11 protein-coding genes are annotated in these 18,294 nt (G+C 60.2%); 1 reads left to right on the top strand and 10 read right to left on the bottom strand.

Annotation, left to right across the window (positions count from 1 at the left end; genetic code table 11):
• Positions 1-153: 153 nt before the first annotated feature.
• From B0G52_RS08345 to B0G52_RS08310, 8 genes are all read right to left on the bottom strand, one after another.
• Positions 154-2,925, bottom strand: coding sequence for an alpha-mannosidase (locus B0G52_RS08345; protein ID WP_094043063.1), 2,772 nt, complete (start codon positions 2,923-2,925; stop codon positions 154-156).
• A gap of 19 nt (positions 2,926-2,944) precedes the next feature.
• Complete coding sequence (locus tag B0G52_RS08340) at positions 2,945-6,052, bottom strand: alpha-amylase family protein (RefSeq protein ID WP_094043062.1); 3,108 nt, start codon at positions 6,050-6,052, stop codon at positions 2,945-2,947.
• On the bottom strand, positions 6,045-7,370 hold the full coding sequence (locus B0G52_RS08335; protein WP_094043061.1) for a glycoside hydrolase family 125 protein: 1,326 nt from the start codon (positions 7,368-7,370) through the stop codon (positions 6,045-6,047). The genes B0G52_RS08340 and B0G52_RS08335 overlap by 8 nt, the downstream gene beginning before the upstream one ends.
• A 45-nt stretch (positions 7,371-7,415) precedes the next feature.
• Positions 7,416-8,330, bottom strand: a complete 915-nt coding sequence (locus tag B0G52_RS08330) for a carbohydrate ABC transporter permease (protein WP_094043060.1) — start codon at positions 8,328-8,330, stop codon at positions 7,416-7,418.
• A gap of 24 nt (positions 8,331-8,354) precedes the next feature.
• Complete coding sequence (locus tag B0G52_RS08325; protein ID WP_094043059.1) at positions 8,355-9,290, bottom strand: ABC transporter permease; 936 nt, start codon at positions 9,288-9,290, stop codon at positions 8,355-8,357.
• Between the two features lie 185 nt (positions 9,291-9,475).
• Positions 9,476-10,963: an ABC transporter substrate-binding protein gene (locus tag B0G52_RS08320; protein WP_094043058.1), complete on the bottom strand. Its 1,488-nt coding sequence runs from the start codon at positions 10,961-10,963 to the stop codon at positions 9,476-9,478.
• Between the two features lie 209 nt (positions 10,964-11,172).
• Entirely contained in the window at positions 11,173-12,681 is a 1,509-nt protein-coding gene (locus B0G52_RS08315) for a response regulator transcription factor (RefSeq protein ID WP_094043057.1), read from the bottom strand.
• Entirely contained in the window at positions 12,674-14,497 is a 1,824-nt protein-coding gene (locus B0G52_RS08310) for a sensor histidine kinase (protein ID WP_094043056.1), read from the bottom strand. The genes B0G52_RS08315 and B0G52_RS08310 overlap by 8 nt, the downstream gene beginning before the upstream one ends.
• Before the next feature lie 299 nt (positions 14,498-14,796).
• Here B0G52_RS08310 and B0G52_RS08305 point away from each other — a divergent pair, with 299 nt between their 5' ends.
• Positions 14,797-15,645, top strand: coding sequence for a lipoate--protein ligase family protein (locus tag B0G52_RS08305; RefSeq protein WP_094043055.1), 849 nt, complete (start codon positions 14,797-14,799; stop codon positions 15,643-15,645).
• Positions 15,646-15,707: 62 nt separating this feature from the next.
• Here the strand turns inward: B0G52_RS08305 and B0G52_RS08300 are convergent, their stop codons facing one another.
• Together B0G52_RS08300 and rhaS are read right to left on the bottom strand one after the other, a co-directional pair.
• Positions 15,708-17,066, bottom strand: coding sequence for a methyl-accepting chemotaxis protein (locus tag B0G52_RS08300; RefSeq protein ID WP_094043054.1), 1,359 nt, complete (start codon positions 17,064-17,066; stop codon positions 15,708-15,710).
• 66 nt (positions 17,067-17,132) lie between these two features.
• On the bottom strand, positions 17,133-18,197 hold the full coding sequence (rhaS, locus tag B0G52_RS08295; RefSeq protein ID WP_233162489.1) for a rhamnose ABC transporter substrate-binding protein: 1,065 nt from the start codon (positions 18,195-18,197) through the stop codon (positions 17,133-17,135).
• Between the last annotated feature and the right edge of the window lie 97 nt (positions 18,198-18,294).

Here is an 18,294-nt window from a genome sequence, read left to right as displayed (position 1 = left end):
TGCTCCCTTCGTGCCGATAACGTAAGTGTCTGAGTTGATTCTAATTTGAATCGCCCGCCATTGCAATCGCCAAGCAGAAACGCTTTCGGCGCGCGCAGAAAAGGGCCGCCCCCTCCGATGACCGGAAGCGACAGCCCTTGCTGTTGATGCGACCTATTCGGTTGCGGCTACGCCCAGCGTGTAAATCTCGCACTTGCCGAGGCGAACCTTCAGCGGTTCGTCTCGATCGGAAGGCGTGACGTCTTCGCCCGAGCGTTCGAGCACGTCGCTCTTGTAGAGGCGCGTGAAGTCGCCCGTCGCGTAGACGCTCAGCTCTCCGTCCTCCGGCTGCAGGTTGTACCAGCGCAGCATCAGATCGCCGCTGTCCTCCGCGAGCTTCATCGAGGAGAAGGCGATGCCTTCGCCCTCCCAATGCAGCGGCGCGTCGATCGCGGCCAGCTTGCCGTCGTGCACGCCGGTCTGCGCGGCCGTCCACGGAACCGGGAACTGGTACGCCAGCGCGAACGCTCCGGAAGCCGCTCCGTCTCCGGCATGCGGAATAATCATCAGCTCAACGCTATGCTCGCCCAGGCACTGCGCCTCCGGCGTCGGGAAGACGCCCCAGTCGCCGAGCTCGGACACCGAGCGCAGCAGCGTCACGGCGATTGTATTGCGGCCGTCGCGCAGCACCTCGTATTCGTTCAATCCGCGGTTAGCGACCGTAAGCCCCCGAGAGCCGTCGCCGACATCGGCGAACGCTTGCTGGTGCTGGGCGTTGCTCGGATTTTCCCATTCAGCGGACGGCTCGTTGGCGCGCACCGCTGCTTCGAAGATCGCGTCCGCGCGGTGAGAGTCCGCGATCAGATCGGTCGGGAACAGCGCGCGGACGCGGTGATCCTTGGCCTGGTTGTCGAACGTCGCGCGAACGCCGACGCCTCTGCCGTCCCGCTCCAAGCTAATCATGGTGCGGATCGTCAGCGGCACGGTATGCTCCACCCGCTGAGCCTTGCGCTCGGGGTAGTACACCGCCTCCCGCTTCTCCTTCTCGAACAGCTCGTCCGCCGAAGCCGGCACCGCCCAGTAATGGACGATCTCGATCGAAGCCCGGTACGGCGTATTCTCCAGCACCGTAATTTCCGCTTCCAGCCCCTTGGTCGTGAGCGGAGTCTCTCCGTCTGGCTGCTTGTACATATACTCGTTGCCGATATCGCCCGTGTCCTCGTACACGAGCAGATCGCGATAGACGCCCCCGGACGCCTTGTCCGTCACCGAGAGCGAGCCGTCGTCCGCGATCTCGACGCGCAGATGCTCGTTCTCCAGCACGCGCCCTTCCGACACCAGAGAAGCTTCAGCCGAGACTTCGGGCGATGCGCCGTCTTCAACCCCCGCGGAGCCCTTCACCCAGGCATACGCCTTATGCCCCAGCGCAGGCACGCGGTCGGCTTGCAGCACGAGCTTCACCCGGCGCGCCCAGTAAGGCTGGCGGAACTTGTCGCTGGGCAGATCATAGCCGAATTGCAGGCCGAGATCCTCCAGCGTATGGACGGCGACACGGCCTTCCACGTCTACGACGACACGGCCGGTCACGTCCACCTCGTTCATTCTCCGGATCATCTCGTCCATGGGGACGCCGTCGCGGAAATAGATACGCTCGGCATCCAGCTCCACTTCCACCGTGCCGGCGCGCTCCCAGCCCGTCGTATTGAAGACGACGAACGGCAATGCATCTTCTCCGTACTCGGCGAACGGCGAAGTATCGACCGCCTCCGCCAGCGCCTTCGCGCTCGCGTCTACAACCGTCTCGGCGACGTGCCGGCTCTTGTCGAAGCGGGTTACCATCTCGCGGTGCACCTCGTCCACGCTGCAGCCGCAGATGCTGTCGTGCGGATGGTTCTGCATCAGCGTTTTCCAAGCGTACGTGAACAGATGGTGCGGATAAGCAAGGCCCGCCGCCACGGAAGCGTAAGCCGCCAGCGGCTCTGCCACCTTCTCCAGCAGCGTCTGCCCGCGCTCGTTCATCTGCTTCAAATAAACCCTTGCCGAAGCTGTGTTAACCAGCGTGGACCAGCCGTCCGTGTGCTGGCTGCGCAGCTCGCCCCGGACGACCGACAGCTCCGACTTCAGCGCCCCTTCGACAGAAGCCAGATAGTCTGCGAAACTGGAATGCACGAAGTCTGTGTCCGGATACAGCTCGCGGGCAACTCGAATCGCCTCCGGCAGATCGGTCTGGATCGGCTGGTGGTCGCAGCCGTTCATGAACAGCAGCTCCCCGGTGGACGCGTATTTGCCCGCGTCCGCCAGCTTGCGCTCCCAATAGGCTCGCGCCTCCTCCGGATCTGCCGGCACCTCGTTGCCGTTGCTGTACCAGTTGGCGAACAGGATGCCGAGCACGCGCGAACCGTCCGGCCCTTCCCAGATCAGCTCGGAGAAGGACGATTCGTAGTCGGAATCGGCGACCGTATTGTTGAACCCGGTCGGCTTGACGCCCCGGCCGAACACGGCGTTGCCGATGTCCGCCTGCCGCATCAATTGCGGAGCCTGCCCGATGTTGCCGAACGTATCCGGGAAATAGCCAATCTTGGAGATTGTCCCGTAACGCCCGGCGTCCTGATGGCCGATCTGCAAGTTGCGCACGTTGGCTTCGCCGCTCGTCAGGAACGCGTCCTGAAGAATGTACCACGGTCCGATATGGATGCGGCCTTCATGAATCAGCTTCTCCAGCCGCTCCCTGCGGTCGGGCCGAACTTGCAAATAATCTTCCAGAATGATCGTCTGTCCGTCGAGGAAAAAGCTGCGATACTCCGGCTCGCGCTCCAGCGTGTCCATCAGCGTATCCATCAGCTCGATCAACCGAACGTGATGCTTCTCGTAAGGCAAGTACCACTCGCGATCCCAGTGGGTATGCGAAATGATATGAGCCGTTCGTCTATTCGTCTTGTCTGTCATGCCGCAAGCTCCTCACCGTTTATGCATTTGCGGTTATCCGCACTTCCTCCGGCCGGTAGACGGATACGATGCGTCCCTCTCCATCCGTTGCGAACAGCACCGCTCTTTCCCGTTCCAGCTCGAAGCTGTAAGTCGTACCCGTAAGCGCGTCCTTCACCCGAACGGACGTGTCGAAGGCGTACTCCGACACGAACACGTACAGCGAGCCGTCTCGGAACTTCAATCTGCGTCCGTATACGCCGGGCAAGTCGCCTTCCAGCCACTCCAGCTCCGGTTCGTACCCGGACGCCTTCAGCGCATGGGCATACAGCGCCGAGATCGGTTCGACCCGGTCGTTCAGCTCCACCGGCAGCGGACACCAGATGACGCGCCCTTGGCCGTAAGCCGCTTCGACGACCGCATCGCCCGCCGAACCCGAGCCGCTGCCCTCAACGGCAATCTCCTTGAATACCTGGGCGATCCTCCGATTGCCGTAAGACACCGGATAGGATGCGCCTCCGATGACCAGCCGCTCCTCGCGAACGACGTTGCTCAGCTTCCGCTTCCCGAACGCATCGGACAGCCTTTCCGCCGAGCGCCAGTACGCGTCGATTCCCATCGGCCCCGTGAACAGCAAAGTCGCACCCGTGCGGGCAACGTAATCGAGCAACTCGGCAAACGCCTTGTCGTCGACGTTATGCGCGGACGGCACGATGACCAGCTTGGCCGGGGCCGCCTCCAGCTCGTGCAGATGGTATTCCGACACGCCGCGGAACGGCACATTCAGCTCGTAGCCGAGCACCCGCGTCAGCCGCGTCGTGGCGTCGAACGCCAGCTTGCGGTTCGAGAAGTCGTTGGAATACGGGAACACGACGGCGACGTCTTCCAGTTCGCGGTCCCGGAACAGCCCCTTAATCTCTTCCATAAAGCTGCCGAACCGATACGACACGTCCGCCTCCGGCTTCTCCGTGCCGTCTGCGCGCAAAGCGCCGATATGCGATTCGTTGGCGTTGTCCATATAGAAGTTGGTGTTCCAGATCCAGTGGATCGCGCCCGCGCCGCCCGTCGAGAACGCGTAGGCGTACTTGCGCTCCAGCATGGCGCGCAGCTCTTCCTCGCTCCGCTTGGCGAAGCCTTCCGGCGTCTCCACATACATGATGCCCGTTTCCTGGACGACATTCGGCTTGTCAGCCGTCTTGGCAAAAATTCCGTCCCACAGCAGATGGTCGTTCAACCACCAGCTATGCACCGTCGTGTAGTCCGCCGCTTCCTGATAGAAGAACGGGGAGGGCCGCTGCGCCCCAAGCGCCTCGTCCTGACCGACCGTGACAAGCTGGTCCGGGCAGACGTCCTTGATCGCGTCGTACAGTTCCTTCGCCCATCGGTTGTGCATCTCCATGGAAAACAGAACGTAATCCAGCCAGCGCGTCCCTCTCTTGCCCTGATGCATATCCTGAATGTCGAAGTTGATGTCGCGCGCTTCGGGAACGGCTGCCGAGGCGAAGTCCGGCAGTTCTCCTCGCGTCATGCCCCAGCGCTCGCGCAGCGCCTCGACCGTGCCGTGCCGCTCGGTCAGCCACTCCACATAAGCCTGCCGCTCGAATTCATCCCGACAAGACCGGGGACCGTCCGCGAAAATCTGCTCGGGATCGAACATCGAAGGCTCGTTGATCAGATCCCAATCGACGTTTGTCGTCTCCCGATGACGGCTGACGATCGAGCGAATGAAGCGCTTCTGCGCCTCCACGCTGCGAGGGTCAAGGTACGGATTTTTCCCTTCCCACGTCTCCGGAGTGAACGAGAAAAACGTAAACGTCACCTGCAAATCATGCTTCTTCGCCGTCTGGAAGAAGGCGTCGATGGAGCGCAGCACTTCCTCCGAAGCGTGGCCGTCCACCTGCATCACGTTGCGGTATGCGGTCCAGATGCCCGTGCGAATCCAGTTGATGCCGGCCTTGCGCATCTGCGCCATATCCTTGTCCCAGACCGAGACGTTCGGCAGGAACAGGAACTTGCGCGCGACGTCCGACGTCATGTACGTCATGCCGACGATCGGCAGCGGCTGCCCGTCCTTCTCGAAGTAATCCCTGCCGACGCCGATCGGACTGCCCGATTTCAGCAGCTCCGCGTCGACGGCCCAGAAGCCTTGACGCAAGATGCGCTTCTCGCCGTCAGAAGCCTCGGCCTCGCACACGATCGCGTAGTAGCCGCCTTCCAGATCGATCGGCACCGGAATGCGCTCGAACCGAATCTCTTCTCCGACCTTGGCTGCCAACCGATGCTCGAATACGACGGCCCCGTCCTTCTCCCGGACGACCCGCATCGAGAACGTCCACTCGCGAGCCTCTCCGCCGCGTCCGAGCTTCTGCGCCTGAAGCGTCAGCAGCGGACGCTCGTGCGGCTCGTAAGAGGCGTAGCTCGGCTTGACCCACAGCTCGGTCACGCCCGCCGCGCAGAACGAAGCCCAGCGAGCCAGCGCCTCGAAACCGCCGGACTCGGCGAACCCGCGCCCGAGCGGCTGGTTGACGAACAGCCAGCGCCCTCCGCCGAATTCGCCCCGCATGTTCTCCCACAGCACGACCGGAGCGGCAACCTCCCGTCCATCGGACGAGATGCCCTTCACCAGAGCGTGAATAACCGCGTCCATCGGACCGGCGGAGCCCATCTGGTGCGGCAGGTCGCTCGACTTGGTCACGTGCGGGACGAGGTTCCATGTATCCGCAACGTCGAGCAGCGCCTCGCTGCCCCCGAACAACGGAAGATCGCCCGCCGCTTCCAGCTTCGCGACAGGCTTCGATTGGACCGGCAGCATCTCGTGAATGCGAAGCTGCCGATGATATGCGGTTTGCTCGGGTTCGATGTGCCAACGGCCTTCGACCGAACGCACCGGCCTGCGGAACGGCGCTCCGCCCGCGCTGACCAGTCCGCCTCCCCGTTTCAGGAAAGCCGCCGTCTCTTCCCAGGCATCCGCCGGAAAATAAGGGGCGTGCAGCGTGACGAAGCTTCCCCCGTCCGCCGCCTTAAGCGCCGCTGCCAAATCGGCCGCGTCGACGACCGTACCGATCGCCCGCAGCCTCTCCATCGCCTCGCCCCCGAGCGCCGCGGCGCCCGGAAACGAAGGATCGTAAAATAGGATCGTTTTAGCCATCCAGCAATCCCGCCTTCATCGACTTGTAGACCAACTGGGAGAACAAGCTGTTCGACCAAGCGAACCATTTTCTCGTGAACGTGCCCGGATCGTCCGCATGGAAGCCTTCATGCATGAAGCCCGTGTCCGCGTCCGTCGCTTCCAGCAAGGCGATCATCTCCAGCTTCTCCTCGGCCGACTTCGCCGTCAGCCCTTGCATCGACAGCGCCATATGCCAGATGTAATCCGGCGGCGTGTGCGGGCTGCCTATGCCTTTGGCAACCTTGCCCTCGTAATAGAACGGGTTTTCCTTGCTCAGGGCGAAGCGTCGCGTATTTTCGTAGATCGGATCGTCCTCCGACACGTAACCCAGATAAGGAATCGAGATCAGGCCGGGCGTTCCGGCATCGTCCATCAGGCAGTAATTGCCGAAGCCGTCCGTCTCGTACGCGTAGATCGGGCCGAATTCCGGGTGCCGGTAGACGCCGTACAGGCGGATGCCGTGATCGACCTCGCGCTCCAGCTTGGCCATCTCGTTCTCGAACGACAGGTCGCGGAACACGAATTCGGCGATTTCCCGCATTTGCCGCAGCGTCACGACGAGGAACATGTTGTCCGGAATGTTGTAATGGAAGTCGCAGGCGTCGTCGCTCGGACGGAAACCGGACCAGACCATGCCCGTATAGTTGACCGGCATGCCCAATCCGTCGTTCATGAGCGAGTCGGTGGCAATGCCGTTATTCCGCTCGAAGCGGTAAGGAGACTGCTCGAAATGCCGCTGCTCCCTTTTCCACAGATCGACCGCCGCCCGCATCGCCTTCTTGAACTCGGAGTCGAAGATGTCCGCCAGCCCCGTCTCCTTCCAATAGGCGTAAGCAAGCCGCATCGAGAAACAGATCGAATCGAGCTCGAACTTGCGCTCCCACACCCACGGCGACATCTCCGTGACGTCGTCCGCGTTCCAATGCCAATCGTTGTCCATTTCATTAAAAGCGTTGGCGTAAGGATCGATCTGGATCAGCTTCATATGAAGCTTGACGAGTCCGGCGATAATCCGCTGCAGATCGGCGTCGTCCTTGGCCAGCGGCACGTAATGGATCACTTGCTCGACGGAATCGCGCAGCCACATGGCCGGGATGTCCCCGGTAATGACGAACGTCGTGCCGTCGTCCTGCAGCTTGGTCGTCGTCTCCAGCGTGTTCGGGAAGCAGTTCTTGAACAGCTTCAGCAGCTTGGGGCGATGAGCCAGCTTGCTCTCCGCCTCGGTCAGCGCGTCCTGTACCGATTGGGGCAGTTCCAGCTTGGGCATGGAAATTTTGGGCAATCTGAATTGTTCCATTGTATGAATCCCTCCATAGCGTTATCGATTCTGCGCGAAGCCCCGTTATTCCTTCACGGCGCCGACGGTTAAGCCTTGAATGAAGTAGCGCTGGAAGAACGGATAGGCCAGCACGATCGGTCCGGTCGCCAGCACGACCATCGCCATCCGCGACGTATCCTGCGGCATCGACTGCAGCACCCCCATGCCAAGGGACGGATTGTTCGTATTCTGCAAAATGAACTGCATGCTGTTCTCGATCCGCATCAGCATCGACTGCAAAGGCACGATGCTCGGATCCTCGATGTAGAGCAAAGCGTTAAACCAGTCGTTCCAGTAGCCCAGCGTACTGAACAGAGCGATCGTGGCCAGGCCCGGCAGCGCCAGCGGAATGACCAGCCGGAAGAAGATGCCGAACTCGCCCGCGCCGTCGATTTTGCCGGATTCGATAATTGCGTCCGGAATCATCGTGGAGAAGAACGTCCGCATGATCATAATGTAGAAAGCGTTAACCGTCAGCGGCAGTATAAGCGCCCAGATGGAATTTTGCAAGCCGAGCAGCTTGGTCGTAACGATATAGGTAGGGACGAGTCCCCCGTTGAACAGCATCGTGAAAAAGGCGAAGAAAGCGAAATAAGTCCGGTATTTGAAGCTTTTACGCGAGATGGCGTAAGCGAACAGCGAGATGAAGATCAGGCTGAGCGCCGTGCCGACGACCGTAACGAAAATCGTCACCCCGTAGGAACGAAGCAGCTGATCGCCCGCCTTGAAAATATATTCGTACGCGGCCAAGCTCCATTTCTCCGGAAACAGAGAATAGCCGTTGCGCGCCAGCGTCTTCTCGTCGGTGAACGACAAGATCATGACGAACAGGAACGGGAATACGCAAGCCAGCGAGAACAAGCCCGCGATCAGATTAAACGTGACGTTCCAGACCGGGGAAAGCCGGTGAAAGTCGCGCGATTTCGCCAAAGAGGCCATGAGGGTTGCTCCTTTCTGCAGAGATTAGAAGAGCGCGTTGTCCTTGTTGAATCTGCGGACAATATAGTTGGAAGTAATGACGAGCACGAAGCCGACGAACGATTGGTACAGGCCCGCCGCGGTGCTCATGCCGATCTCCCCGGTCGTCTTCAGGCCGCGGTACACGTAAGTGTCGATAACGTTCGTGACCGAATACAGTGTGCCGGAATCCCGGGTTACCTGATAGAACAAACCGAAGTCGGCGTAGAAAATGCGGCCGATCGCCAGCAGCGTCAGGATCGTCATCAGAGGGGTGAGCATCGGGAGCGTAATGTTGCGGATTTGCTGCCATTTGTTCGCCCCGTCGATCATCGCCGCTTCGTACAGCGACTTGTCGATGCCCATGATGGCGGCCAGATAGATGACGCTGTTATAGCCGAGCGATTTCCACAGGAAGACGAGCACGATAATCAGCGGCCAATATTTCGGCTCGGAATACCACTGCGTCGGATCCGCCCCCAGAGTGACGGCGATCTTGTTGATCATGCCGCGGTCGTAGCTGAGGAAGCTATATACGAAATAGCCGACGATGACCCACGACAGGAAGTACGGCATGAACATCCCCGTCTGGTACCATTTCGCCAGTCTTTTGTTTGCGATTTCGGACAGCACGATCGCCATCGCCACGGCCAGCACGAGGCCGATGAAGATGAAGACGGCGTTATAGAGAATCGTATTGCGCGTAATAATATAAGCGTCGTCGGTGCGGAACAGGAACTTGAAGTTGTCGAAGCCGACCCACTTGCTGTTGATGATGCTCGACAGGAAGCTGCCGCTAAAACGATACTCCTTAAACGAAATGATCGTTCCGAGCATAGGCAAATAAGAAAAACAGATGAACCATAGGCTGGCGGGAAGAACCATCAGCAGCATGGCCTTGTTGCGGTTAATATCTTTCAGATGGCGCCCTAAGGCTTTCATGAACAATCCCCCTTGCGCTGTGAAATGCAAGACAAGCCTAATCAAGCAAAAACGCCTTTGACGTCCTCCAGACGCAAAATTGAGTTTTTGTCGGAGGTGATTCAGAAAAGGATAGCGAATTTTATACTTTCTGAATCACTGTGAAAAGCGGGCGAATGCCGATCATTCGCCCGCGCTATTGATTTTTACTTGTTGTTGGCGGCTTTCCAGGCGTCGAGCTGGCTTTGCGCTTCGGCCATGATCTTGTCCAGACCGGCCGCTTGCAGCTTCTCGATCGCTTTCGGCACGTACGATTCCGGATCGACCGTACCCGTCATCAGCGGAGCCCAGAACGCTTCCTTCGCGTTCTGCACGGCCGCGATCTCCGTCGACACCTTCGACGGATCGAAGTTAAAGCCGAGCAGGATAGCCGGTTGGCCCGCGTCGTTGTAGCTCTTGAACTCTTCCCACTTGTTGTCCGGGTCGCCCGGGTTCAGGTAAGTCAGCATCACGTTGCCGAGAGAGAACGTCGGCATGTCGTAGTTTTTCGACTCGGGCAGGTTTTCCATGTGCGTGTCGTCGACTTTCTTGTAGTGCGTGCCTTCGATGCCGGAGTCGACCATGTTGCGCAATACCGGATCGGTGTTCAGCAGGTTCAGGAACTCCATCGCCTTCTCCTTATGCTTGGAGTTGGCCGAGATCGCCTGCATCGAACCCATAACGGACAGGTTGTACACGAGCGCGTCGCTCTGCGGCGTGGAGATGATCGGATAGCCGTAGCTCGTCGACCAGACGTTGTCCGCGAACGGCTGCGTCGTCGCCTTGTCGGCGAACCAGAGGCCCGTCGCCTGCACGTCGCTCGAAGATTCGAGCGTTGCCGCTTCGGTCGGAACGTAGCCCGCTTTGTAATACTTGTGCATCGTCGCGAGCGCCTGCTTCATCTCCGGCGTCTCGAATACGTTCACGACTTTGTATTCCGTGTCGTCCAGCTTGACGGCCAGCGGGAATTTCTCGATCAAGTAGTCGTAAGGCACGTAAGGCATGAAGTTTTTGTCCACTTGGAACGGAATGACGTCCGGATTGTTTTCCTTGACCGTCTTCAGCAGCGGCTCCAGGCTTTCCAGCGTGCGGACGCCTTCGAAGCTCAGGTTGTTCTCGTCGAGGATGTTCTTGTTAAAGCGCCATACCTCTTGAGCCGGAAGCTCCTTGTTGGCCGGAACGCCGTAGTTTTTGCCGTCGACCTTGGAGCCTTCCAGGAACGCCGGGTCCAGCGTTTCCTTGATGCCCTTGCCGTATTGGTCCAGCAGCTCGTCGATCGGAGCGAATGCGCCCTTGCGCGCGTTCTGCACGTAGTCGAAAGCCCACGAAGCAGTGAACATAATGTCCATCGAAGCCCCGGAAGCGGTCAGAACCTGCATCTTCTGGTTGTAGTCGCCCCAGTCGATCATCGTCATTTTGACCGTCGCGCCGATCTTCTCTTTCGTGTACTTGCTGACTTCTTCCATGACCTTGTCGACGTCTTTCTGCGGCGTGCCGATCGTGTACCAGCTCAGCTCGACCGTCTCGCCTTTGTCACCGTTGCCGGAAGCGGCGGAGTTGTCGGAAGCTTTGTTGTTGCCGCAAGCTCCGAGAACGAGCGAAGCGGCCAGAATCGACGTCAGACCGAACGTTAATTTCTTACGGGTGCTGCTCATGTTGTATGGCCTCCCTTATCTGTCTGCATAAGTATGTTGCAACTGCACCTTGAATATTAAAGGATGAAACCATTTTCAAAAATACGAGAAACCAAAGATTCCATGGACAAACTAAATAAACGACGCCGTTCCCAAAACTGTCGAAGTTTCAGGGACTGAGTCGTTTATCTTGGAATGGCTATAGATGATGCGCTATTGCGAGGCCGGCTTCAGATCAATCCCTTGTACTCGCTGGGAACGATGCCGACGTGCTTCTTGAACTGCTTGTAGAAATAACCGATCTCCCAGTAGCCGACCTGCCGGGCGATCTCGTTCACCTTCAGCGGGCTTTCCAGCAGCAGCTCCTTCGCTTTGCCGATACGGTACTTGTTGATGTAATCCGCGAACGTCTCCCCCGTCTGCTTGTGGAACAGCTGACCGAGGTAGTTCGGGTGGATATGGTACATCTGCCCGAGCGACTTAAGCGTCATCGGCTCGGCGTAATGCTCCTGAATGTGCCGCAGCACCTGCTTGACGACCGGGCTCATGTCTTCCCCGGCGAACGAATCGACGGAGTACGTCGCCGCGGCCGTCACCGCTTCCTCCAGCTCGCCCGGCGACTCCGCTCCGACGGCCAGATCGAGGGCGCTCCGGTACGCTTCGGCCGCGTCGGGCCGGTTCAGCTTGTCCGTCTCCAGCTTCATGCGGATGATCAGTTCGACAGCGGCTCCCCTGGCGCGCATCGGATCGGCGGCGGCGCGAATGGCGGCAAAGTCGGCGCCGATCCGGCGCAGCAGCTCCGGCTTGTCCTTGGCGACGAAATCTCTGGCGTAGGCGTCCCATTCCAGCACGCCTTCGGGCAGCGAGATCGCGGAGGCCGAAGGCAGCGAGTCGCAATCGATGTACCGGCGGTCGGGCGCGATCAGGAACAGCTGCAGCGCGCGCCGGGCCTGCTCGTAGCTCTCTCCCGCCGCCGCGGTCGGCTTCGCCCCGCCGAGCGCGACGCGAATGCGTCCTTCCCCGGCTTCGGCGAGCGCGAGCAGCTTCTTCTCCGCCAGCTTCCTGCCCAGCTCGGGATCGTCCATGCCGAACGCGGCGATCGCGTCGTCCCCTTCCGTATCCCGGAATAAGACGACGTCTTCCTCGCCGGCCAGCGCTCTCGCTGTCTCCTCGTAGGCATCTCCCTCGTCCCCGGAGAAACGGATGATCGCTGCCGCCGAATACGGCTTCATCGCCCCGATGCCGAGCATCCCCAGCCTCTCCGCCAGCTCAGCGGGACCGATGCGCCCGGTCAGCCACCGCTTCATGACGTTGTCGCGCAAGATGCCGATCTCGTCTTCGCCGAAAGCCCGTTCCGGTCTCGCGGCGTTCAGCTTGTCGGCCGTCGCGCCCAAGGTCGAGCGCAGCTCTTCGAAGTTGACCGGTTTGAGCAAGTAATTTTCGATGCCGAGACGCATGCCTTCCTTTAAGTAATCGAATTCGTTGTAGCCGCTCAGAATGATGACCTTCAGTGCGGGAAGCAGCTCACGGGCCTTCCGGATCAGCGTAAGACCGTCCATGACCGGCATCGAAATGTCGGTGATCAGAACGTCGGCCGGCACCTGACGCAGCAGCTCCAGCGCCCGCTTGCCGTTGTCCGCGCTGCCGACGACTTCCAGACCGAACGCCGACCAATCCACCGCGTCGATCAGCCCTTCCGTAATAAACGGCTCGTCGTCGACGAGCAATACGTTATACATCGTCCGCTTCCTCCCCTTCCTTCTCCGCCGGCCAGACCGCCGTCACCGTCGTGCCCTCGCCCGGCTCGCTCTCGATGCTTATTCCGTAGGACGGCCCGTACGTCAGCTTCAGCCGGTCGTTGACGCTGCGCAGACCGAACGATTTTCCTTCCGGGGCCTCCGATGTACCCAACTCGCTTATAATGCGCTGCAAATGGTCCGGCTCGACTCCCTTGCCGTTGTCGCGCAGCCGCGCGACGATCAGCCCGCCGTCTCTGAACGCCCGAATGTCCAGCACGTTGTCCTTGCGCTCCGGGTCCAGCCCATGCACGATATAGTTTTCCACGAGCGGCTGCAGCAGCAGCTTAAAGACGACGATGCCCGCCAGCTCCGGCTCGCATTCGATCGAATACGCGAACTTATCTTTATATCGGATGCGGAACAGCTCCAGGTAAAGACGGCACATCTCCAGTTCCTCGCGCAGCGTGCATTCCGGATTGGCGCTGACCGAATTGCGGAACAGCGCGGCCAGGCTGTAGATCATCTCCGCGACGTCCTCGGCTCCCCGCGACACCGCCCGCATCCGGATGACCTCCAGCGTGTTGTACAGGAAGTGCGGCTTGATTCTCGCCTGCAGCGCAGACAGCTCCGTCTGCTTCAAGCGGATTTCCGCCTTGTACTCCCGGTCGATTCGGCGGTTCAGCTCGTCCAGCATCTCGTTAAAGCTGTGCGAGATTTGCCCGAGCTCGTCCTCGCGCGGATCCTGGAGGCGCGCGGTCAGGTTGCCGCCCTCGACCTTCTTCATGAACAGGACGATCTGATTCGTCCTTCTGGAGATGCTGACGATGACGAGCGACGGAATGACGACGGCGACGACGATGCAGATCGCGGCAATGAGAACGATCGTCCTTCGGAGTCCGGCGTAAGCCTCGGCGATTTCATCGACCGGCGCGATGCCGACGACGATGTAGCCCGCTTTGTTTTGCGTCAGCGAGGAAATATAAGACGGCTCGCCCAGCGTCTCGACGGCGTTCAAGGACTGGATTTGCTCCATGTAGGGGAAGGGCGCGCCGTAGTAGCGGTTGGACGTATCCATCATCACCTGCCCGTCCGGCGTGAGGACGAGGATCGTGCCTTTGAGCGGGGCGCGATTCTCCTCCAGCGCTCTGCCGGCCATGCCCGCGTCGAAATAGACGAGCAGTTGCCCTATGCTTTCGAGAGAGTTTTTGTCGTTCAGGCGCATTCTCATTCCGTACAGCTGCGGGTTCCATTGGTTGATCGTCTTGCGGATCCAGACGTTGGGCACGGATGCGGCCGGCCCTTCCGCAGCCATGATCTCCGGCACGTAGGAGCGGGTCGCGTTCACGTCGTACAGCCGCTTCGTTCCTTTGGAATCGTAGACGTACATCGACTGCTTTCGCGAGCTGTACAGGATGACGTTCTGGATATCGGAATCCGACTCGATCCGTCCGGCCAAGTAATTCAAGACGTCCGTCGAACCGCCGCCTTCGTAATTCTGATCCAGCATGTATTGCACGTAATCGTTGTAGGAATGCTTCAGAAAATAGGACGCGTTGCTCGCCAGCACGCCGTTGCGGTACAGCTCCGACACCGTATCCTGCAGCCAATCGTATTTCTGCTCGATATAGCGGTTGACCCGGTCCATCGCCTGCTTCTGGTTGTTCAGTTCGCCCTCGGCGACCGATGCGGACATCAGCCGGTACAGCAAATAAGAAAACGTGATAATCGTGGCGTTGACGATCAGCGCGAACACGAGAATCACCTTAACGAACAGATTGTTGCGGAAATAGTTGCGGTACAGCTTCCCGAGTTTCATCCTGTTGCCTTCCCTCGCGCATGGTCGATATGCGATTCATGATAACAGAAACGGCGCAAGAAACCCAACCTCCCCGCGAGGTTGACGCGGCTGAGCGAAAGCTGCGAGAGGCTGAGGTCCCGAAAGGCTGAGGCCGGGTGAACGCCACATAAGGCTGAGGTCGAGGAGAAGGCCACATAAGGCTGAGGTCGAGGAGAAGGCCACATAAGGCTGAGGCCGGGCAAATGCCCGAACGATTGTCGCCGAGCGAAAGTATCGGGTATGCTTGAGCGATAGAAGCCTGCGGGAGAGTGGACCGAATGAGTGAAAACGAATATGCGTGGACGAACGGAATGAGGATTCTGGACCGGACGGCGGAGCTTGCGCATGGACAGGACATCGCGTATTCCTTCGCGATCGACGAGCTGCTCGGCAGGGAGGTCGGGAGCGGCGGGACGCCGGTCTGCCATCTCTGGCGGCATCCGCGCGCTTTCGCCATCGGGGCGAGAGACGGCCGGCTGCCCGGCGCGTCCGATGCGGCCCGACGGCTTCGGAGCACGGGCTACTCCGTGCTCGTCCGCCATTCCGGGGGAGCGGCGGTTCCGCTCGACGCCGGCGTCGCGAACGTCTCGCTCGTGCTGCCGATAGACGGAAGCCGGACGCAGAATTATTTGGTCGACTTCGAGAAAATGTTTCTGACGATCGGCCGAGCGCTGTCCTTCTACGGCATTCCTATCGCCAAAGGCGAGATCGCAGGCTCTTACTGCCCCGGGGACTACGATCTGAGCGTGGACGGGCTGAAGTTTTGCGGCATCGCGCAGCGCAGGCAGCTGAAGTCGATGATCATTCAAGCCTTCGTCCTCGTCGAAGGCTCGGGGGCCGAGCGAGCCGAGCTCGTCAAGGCGTTCTACGATGAGGCTGCGGACGGCGCCGCGCCGGACGCGTACCCTGAGGTTCGCCCGGACACGATGGCCAGCTTGACCGAGCGGGCTCCGTCCGGCCCCGCCTCCGCGGAAGAGTTCTCCGCGGCGATCGTCCGTGCGCTGGAGGAACTGGCTCAGCCAGCCTCCCCGGCCCCGCTTCAACGCTTCCCTTTGCACCTGCTCGATGCAGAAGCCATCGCGGGCATGAGCCGAAAACTGCGTGAGAGGTACCCGCTGCTGAGCTAGACCTTGGCAGGCATCGAACGCTGCCTCCACCGTCCCTTCAGAAGATGCGCTCAACGAGCCCTCTACAGCTTGAACCGGCTGGTCGCCTCCTGAAGCCGATCGGCCAACCTGCCGAGCGCCTCCGCCGACGACGCCATCTCCTCCATCGCCGCGAACTGCTCCTCGGTCGACGCCGACACTTCCTCCGCCTTGCCCGTCGTGGAACGCACCGCGTCCAGCACCGACGCCATCGTATGACGCACCTCCTCCGTCATACGGTCGATCCGCGCCGCCGCGGCGTCGATCTCGCGGATGCCGTCGGCCAGCGTCTCGAACGAGCTCCGGAACGTCTCGAACGTCGCCCTCGCCTGCCGAACCGACGTCATGCCCCTATCCGCCTCCATCCGGCTTTGCTCGGCCGCGTCGAACGACAGCCGCGTCTCGCCGGCGATCTCGTCCACGAACCGGCCGATGTCGGCCGCGGATTCGGCGGTCTGCGCAGACAGCTTGCGCACCTCCTCCGCAATGACGGCGAAGCCTTGGCCGCCGCTTCCCGCTCTCGACGCTTCAATGGAAGCGTTCAGCGCCAGAATCTGCGTCTGCTTCGCGACCGAGGAGATGACGCCCACAATTTCGCCGATCCGCTCGCTCTTGGAGCCAGAGCGGATGACGGCGTCGCGAAGCTGCCCGATCGATTCGGCGACGGCGGACATTTGCTCCACCGTCGCAGACATCTCCTCCGCTCCCCGATCGGCTTGCCTCATCATTCCTTCCGCCCGGTCAGCCGCATCCCGCGCGTTGCGGGCAATGCCGCCTACGCCTTCCGCCATCCCGCGCGCCGAACGCTCCGTCTCGTCGACGTGCCGGGTCTGCAGCTCGACCGCCTCCTGCACCTGCTCCATCGCGGACGCAATTTGTCCGCTCGCCAGCTTCGTCTCGGTCGAGTAGACCCGCAAGCTGCCCGCGGCTTGCCCGATCTCGTCGGCGGTGCCTGCGATCCGCTCGATCAAGTCCCGAAGACTGTCCGACATCTCCAGGAAATGACTCGACAGTCGCCCGATCTCGTCCGTGGAAACATGCCGCGTCCGTTCCACCTGCAAATTGCCCGAGGCGATCTGCGCAGTCTGCTCCGCCATCTTGGCGAGCGGCTTCGCCATTCGCCGCGCATAGACGTAGCTGGCCGCAATCGCCGCGGCGAACAGCGCCAAGCTCGCGATGCCGATGCCGACGATGGTGCGGCTAACCCGCTTGTCGATCGCGGCTTCGCGCTCCGATTTGAGCTGCTGGCTGTGCTGAACGATCCGGTTCGTCTCGGCGATCATTCGGTTGGCCAGCGGCTCGATGTCCATTTTCATCGTCACGGAGGCTTTGTTGAGGTTCGTCTCGATCAAGCCGACCGTTTCCTCGGCCTTAGTCTTGAATTGACACTCCTCCTTCGGCAAAGAAGCCGCCTCTCCAGATCTGGAACAGACCTTTCGAAACGGCTTCCCTTGTCTATTTACTCGGGATTAGTAAACGTCTTTCCATTCAGCGATGTTGGATGCGTCGAATTTGAACGGGTCGCCCAGCATCACTTGCGTTCCGTCTCCGTCGGCGATGATTTCCTTCTCGCCGAGCTTGCCGGCCGTAAACTTGTCTCCGACGGCGCCTGTAATCGTGCCGTTCACGAGAGCGTCCGCCGCGTAGCCGGACAGATAGCCGACGTCAAGCGGATTCCACAGGTACATCCATTGGCAGATGCCGCTTTGGATGTACTCGGCCATCTCGCTCGGCAAGCCGAGACCGGTCAATTGCACTTTGCCTTTGAGGCCTTTGTCCGTAAGCACTTTGCCGGCCGCCGCGACGCCGACCGTCGTCGGGGAGATGATGCCCTTCAGGTTCGGATACGATTTCAGCAGCGCTTCCGTCTCGGATACGCTCTTGTCGCGCAGGTCGTCGCCGTAAGCGACTTTGACCAATTTCACATCGGCGTATTTCGGATCTTCCAGCTCTTTTTTCATCCAATCGATCCACAGGTTTTGGTTCGTCGCTTGGGAAGTCGCGCTCAGAATGGCGATTTCTCCGGAGCCGCCGATCATCTCCACGATGCCTTGCACGAGCGTGCGGCCGATGCGTTCCGGGTCCGCTTGGTTAATGTGCAGCATGCGGCTCTCGGCGTTAACCGCGGAATCGAGCGACAGCACCTTGATGCCGGCGTTCATCGCTTTCTCCAGAGCAGGCTGCAGAGCGTCCGGATCGTTGCCTACGATGGCGAGAGCGTTCACCTTTTGCGAGATCAGTTCGTCGATCATCGTGATTTGCGCTTCCGCGGTCGGCTGGTCCGGTGCTTTCAGAATCGCTTCGTAGCCCAGCTCTTCGATCGCGTTTTTATAGCCTTCCATTTCTTTCTCGCCGTACGGGTTGCCGGTATTCTTATAGATGATGGCGAATTTCTTCTTGGCGCCCGAATCGCCGCCGGCCGCCGGACTTCCGGAAGCTTGGCCGCCCGAGTTGCCGTCATTTTTGCCGCCGCACGCGGACAGGACCGCCACCAGCATAACCGCAGTAAGGAAAATACCGAAGAACTTTTTCACTTTCTTTTCCTCCCTTTTCTTTTCGTTTCTGATGAAGACAGCTATACAAAACAGTCTGTGGACTGTGATGTAACGTAAGAGGGTGCGATTCGTTCGT

It is taken from the genome of Cohnella sp. SGD-V74 (assembly GCF_003001675.1).
GTDB lineage: Bacteria > Bacillota > Bacilli > Paenibacillales > Paenibacillaceae > Cohnella.
Note: the sequence above shows the minus strand (reverse complement) of the source record. Positions and strands in the feature narration are given on the sequence as shown.

What these genes read in the sequence shown, in the direction of transcription:
- B0G52_RS08325 (WP_094043059.1), bottom strand. Translation starts at nt 9,290, where the DNA reads ATGAAAGCCTTAGGGCGCCATCTGAAAGATATTAACCGCAACAAGGCC.
- B0G52_RS08310 (WP_094043056.1), bottom strand. Translation starts at nt 14,497, where the DNA reads ATGAAACTCGGGAAGCTGTACCGCAACTATTTCCGCAACAATCTGTTC.
- B0G52_RS08335 (WP_094043061.1), bottom strand. Translation starts at nt 7,370, where the DNA reads ATGGAACAATTCAGATTGCCCAAAATTTCCATGCCCAAGCTGGAACTG.
- B0G52_RS08305 (WP_094043055.1), top strand. Translation starts at nt 14,797, where the DNA reads ATGAGTGAAAACGAATATGCGTGGACGAACGGAATGAGGATTCTGGAC.
- B0G52_RS08320 (WP_094043058.1), bottom strand. Translation starts at nt 10,963, where the DNA reads ATGAGCAGCACCCGTAAGAAATTAACGTTCGGTCTGACGTCGATTCTG.
- B0G52_RS08345 (WP_094043063.1), bottom strand. Translation starts at nt 2,925, where the DNA reads ATGACAGACAAGACGAATAGACGAACGGCTCATATCATTTCGCATACC.
- B0G52_RS08315 (WP_094043057.1), bottom strand. Translation starts at nt 12,681, where the DNA reads ATGTATAACGTATTGCTCGTCGACGACGAGCCGTTTATTACGGAAGGG.
- B0G52_RS08340 (WP_094043062.1), bottom strand. Translation starts at nt 6,052, where the DNA reads ATGGCTAAAACGATCCTATTTTACGATCCTTCGTTTCCGGGCGCCGCG.
- B0G52_RS08330 (WP_094043060.1), bottom strand. Translation starts at nt 8,330, where the DNA reads ATGGCCTCTTTGGCGAAATCGCGCGACTTTCACCGGCTTTCCCCGGTC.